We start from the raw sequence: 3,741 nt of genomic DNA on the forward strand, positions 1-3,741 counted from the left end.
GCTGCCCGCTCGGCCCAGCAGATCCAGCGCGCTGCCGTCGGCGACGGCGGACACGTCGGGAGTACGGGCCACCGCGCCGGTGAGAACGTTTCTGGCCTCCTCGGGCAGCGACACCAGGGCCCCGCCGAGATCCAGTCGTACTCCTCGGCCGGACGGCCGCGTCTTCGCCGCAGCGGCCGATGCCCTGGCGGTGGCGGTGGCAACCGGCGCCAGCAGCGGGGCCACATCGGGTGTCGCACCGTCCACCCAGAGCGCGGTGACCACCCGGCGGAGCTGCGCCAGACTGTCCCGTGCGGTGGAGTGCGCGGAGACCACCAGCCGGTCCTTGCCCGCCAGGGTGTCGTCGATCAGCGAGCCGAGCTGACCGGCGCCGAGCTGGATGAAGGCGCGGTATCCGGCGTCGTGCATCGCGGAGACGAGCTGACGGAACCGCACCGGTTCGAGCAGATGCCGTACGAACAACTCCCGTACGGCGCCCGGCTCGTCCGGATAGAGCGCGGCGGTCGTCGCCGACCAGACCGGAGTGGTCTGCGGATGCAGGGTGTAGGCCTCCGCCGCGCGCCGGATGGGACCGAGATAGGGCGCGAGCATCGGCGTGTGGAAGCCGGAGCGGAACGGCAGCACCTGCCCGATCACTCCTCTGGTCCTGAAGAGCTGGACCAGCTCGGTCACGGCCTCCTCGGGACCGCAGATCATCGACTGGTTGGGCGCGTTGTCGTGCGAGAGCACCACATCGGTACGGCCGTTCAGCTCGGCGAGCACCTGCTCGGCGGGCATACCGAGCACACCGAAGACGGCACCGGGCACACGCAGCGCGTCCGGATCGAAGTCCGCGAGGAACGCGTCGACCTCATCGGCCGCGTGGATACCGCCGCAGGCCATGGCGGTCCACTCGCCGACGCTGTGTCCGGCGACCGCGTCGGGGACGACGGCGAGCCTGCGCAGCGCGGTGTCGAGCATCCGGCCGAGCTGGAACACGGCCGCGCCGTGCCGCCCGACATCACCGACCCGGGCGTCCTGTCCGGCCGACCAGGGCAGACCGAATCGCTCGGCCAGTCCGGCCACTTGGGCCTCGAACTCCGCTTCGAGGCCCGGGAAGACAAAGGCGGTACGGCCACCGGCCGGGCCGAGCAGCGGGCTCGGGCTGAACCACACATCGCTGCGGCCACGCCACGGCACGCCCTTGGCGACCGCCTTTCTGGCCAGCTTCAGCCGACGCTCGGTCGGATCGACTATGCCGAGCCTGACCGGGCCCGCCGCCGGAGCGCGCTCGTCAAGGCCGGCGGCCAGCACGGCGGAGTCGTCGGCGTCCAGCAGGACGGCCAGCTGCACCGGTCCCGACGCGGCGAGCCGCAGCACGCGCTCCGGCTCGCTCACCGTCGTACGCGGCGAGCGGGCCGTACGGGCGGCCGAAGCGGCCGGCTGCTCCAGTACCACATGCGCGTTGATACCGCCGAAGCCGAAGGCGTTGACGCCCGCCCTGCGCGGTACGCCGGTGGCGGTGTCCTCCCAGGCCGTGGCCTTCGCGAGCGGCGCGAACCTGGTGGCCTCCAGGGCCGGGTTCGGCTCGTCGCAGTGCAAAGTCGGCGGCAGCACTCCATGGTGGATGGCGAGCGCGGCCTTGATCAGTCCGGCGATCCCCGCGGCGGGCATGGTGTGCCCGATCATGGACTTCACCGAACCGATGGCGGCCCGTGCGCCCGTCGCCGGTCCGAACACCTCGGTGAGCGTGGTCAGTTCGGCCCGGTCACCGGCCACGGTGGCGGTGCCGTGCGCCTCCAGCAGCCCGAGGGCGTCCGCCGCGCGCGGGTCGAGACCGGCCGCGTCCCAGGCCTGCCGGACCGCGCGGACCTGGCCGCCGGGATCCGGGTTGAAGAGACTGGCCGAGCGGCCGTCGCTGGCCACTCCGGTGCCGGACACCACGGCGTACACACGGTCGCCGTCGCGCTCCGCGTCCGCGAGCCGCTTGAGCACTACAACACCGGTGCCCTCGCCGATGAGCACACCGTCGGCGTCGCGGTGCAGCGGACGGATCCGCTCGCTCGGCGAGAGCGCGCCGAGCTGGTTGAACACACTCCACAAGGTGATGTCATGGCAGTGGTGCACTCCGCCGGCCAGCATGACATCGCAGCGCCCTGCGGCCAGTTCACGCACCGCGTGGTCGACCGCGACGAGCGACGAGGCACAGGCCGCGTCGACGGTGTAGGCCGGGCCGCGCAGATCGAGCCGGTTGGCGACACGCGACGCGGCCAGATTGGGCACCAGACCGATCGCCGACTCGGGCTGTTCCGGGCCGAGTTGCCCGGCGAAGGCCGCCCTGACCTCCTCGATACGGTCCTCGCCCAGGTCGGGCGCCAGCTCCCGCAGCGTACGGACGAGCTGGCCCGCCGTCCGTACCCGCTGGTCGAGCCGGACCAGACCTGGCGTCAGGTAGCCGCCTCTGCCCAGGACGATCCCGGCGCGCTGCCGGTCGGCGGGGAGTACGGACTCTCCGCCGGCGTCCTCGATGGACCGGTTGGCGACCTCCAGCGCGATGAGCTGGTCCGGCTCGGTGCCCGCCACCGAGGCGGGCATGATGCCGAACCGCGCGACATCGAACTCAGTGTCCTGGTCGATGAATCCGCCGCGCTTGCAGTACACCCGGTCGCTGCGCCGGGGCCCGTCGGGCGCGTAGAACTCGGCGTCCCACCGGTCGGCGGGGACATCCGTGATCGCGTCGACGCCGTTGACGATGTTGTGCCAGTAGCTGTCCAGATCCTTGGCGCCCGGGAAGAACGCGGCCATGCCGACGATGGCGACGGGCGCTGCGGCCTGCCTGGCTGCCGGTGCAACTGCCGGTGTGGCTGTCGATACGCGGGGAGACACGGCGGTCACCAGCCCGACGCGGTGTAGACCGTCGCGTGCACCTCGGGCGCGCCCCAGGCAAGTTCACGCAGCAGGCTCAGCGGCCCTTCCTCGGGATCGATCAGCTTGATCCCTCGGGCCGCGTAGGAGCGCATCAGTTCCGGAGTGACCATCCCGCCGTTCGTCTCCGCCGCGGCCCACGGGCCCCAGTGGACGGTCAGACCGCGCCGCTCCGAGGTGGACCAGCGGCGGCCCAGCTCCTCCAGCGCGTCGTTGGCGGCGGCGTAGTCGGACTGGCCGCGGTTGCCGAGGGCGCCCGCGATACTGCCGAAGAGCACGGCGAAACGCGGGCCGGCGGGCAGTGTGCCGACCGCGTCGAGCACCGCGCGCGCACCGCCCACCTTGGTGGTGAAGACCCGCCGGAACGACTCGACCGGCTTCTCGGCGATCAGCTTGTCCTCGATGACTCCGGCCGCGTAGACCACACCGTCGAGCCTGCCGTGCTCGGCGTGGATGTCCTTGATCGTGGCGCGGACGGCCTCCGTGTCGAGTACGTCGACACAGTGGTAGCGGACCTGGCTGCCGAGCGCCCGCAGTCCCTCGACCGTGTCACTGACCTCGCGCGCGGCGAGCACGGCGGACACCCGGCGCTCGACCTCGGCGGGTGAGGTCATCCCGGAGCGGAGGAAGGCGGCGCGCAGCGCGTCGCGGTCCATGGCTCCCGCGGTCACCGGATCCTCGGTCCCTGCGGGCACCGGCGTACGGCCCATCAGTTCGATACGGCACCGGCTGACGGAGGCGATCGTACGGGCGAACCGCGCGGTGATGCCGCGCGCGCCGCCGACAAGCAGGACGACCGCGTCACGGTCGAGCCCGGCCGCCTCGGCCTCGGCGACG

General features: G+C 72.4%; 2 protein-coding genes. Both read right to left on the bottom strand.

All coding sequences use genetic code 11. The features are described from left to right. On the bottom strand, nt 1-2,784 hold a 2,784-nt coding region (locus GA0115259_RS13270; RefSeq protein WP_141716551.1), incomplete at its 3' end, for a type I polyketide synthase. Nucleotides 2,785-2,870: 86 nt separating this feature from the next. Then, nucleotides 2,871-3,741 (bottom strand): SDR family NAD(P)-dependent oxidoreductase (locus tag GA0115259_RS13275; RefSeq protein ID WP_141716552.1); only part of this gene is annotated, 871 nt, incomplete at its 5' end.

The organism is Streptomyces sp. MnatMP-M17, from assembly GCF_900091995.1.
Lineage (GTDB): Bacteria > Actinomycetota > Actinomycetes > Streptomycetales > Streptomycetaceae > Streptomyces.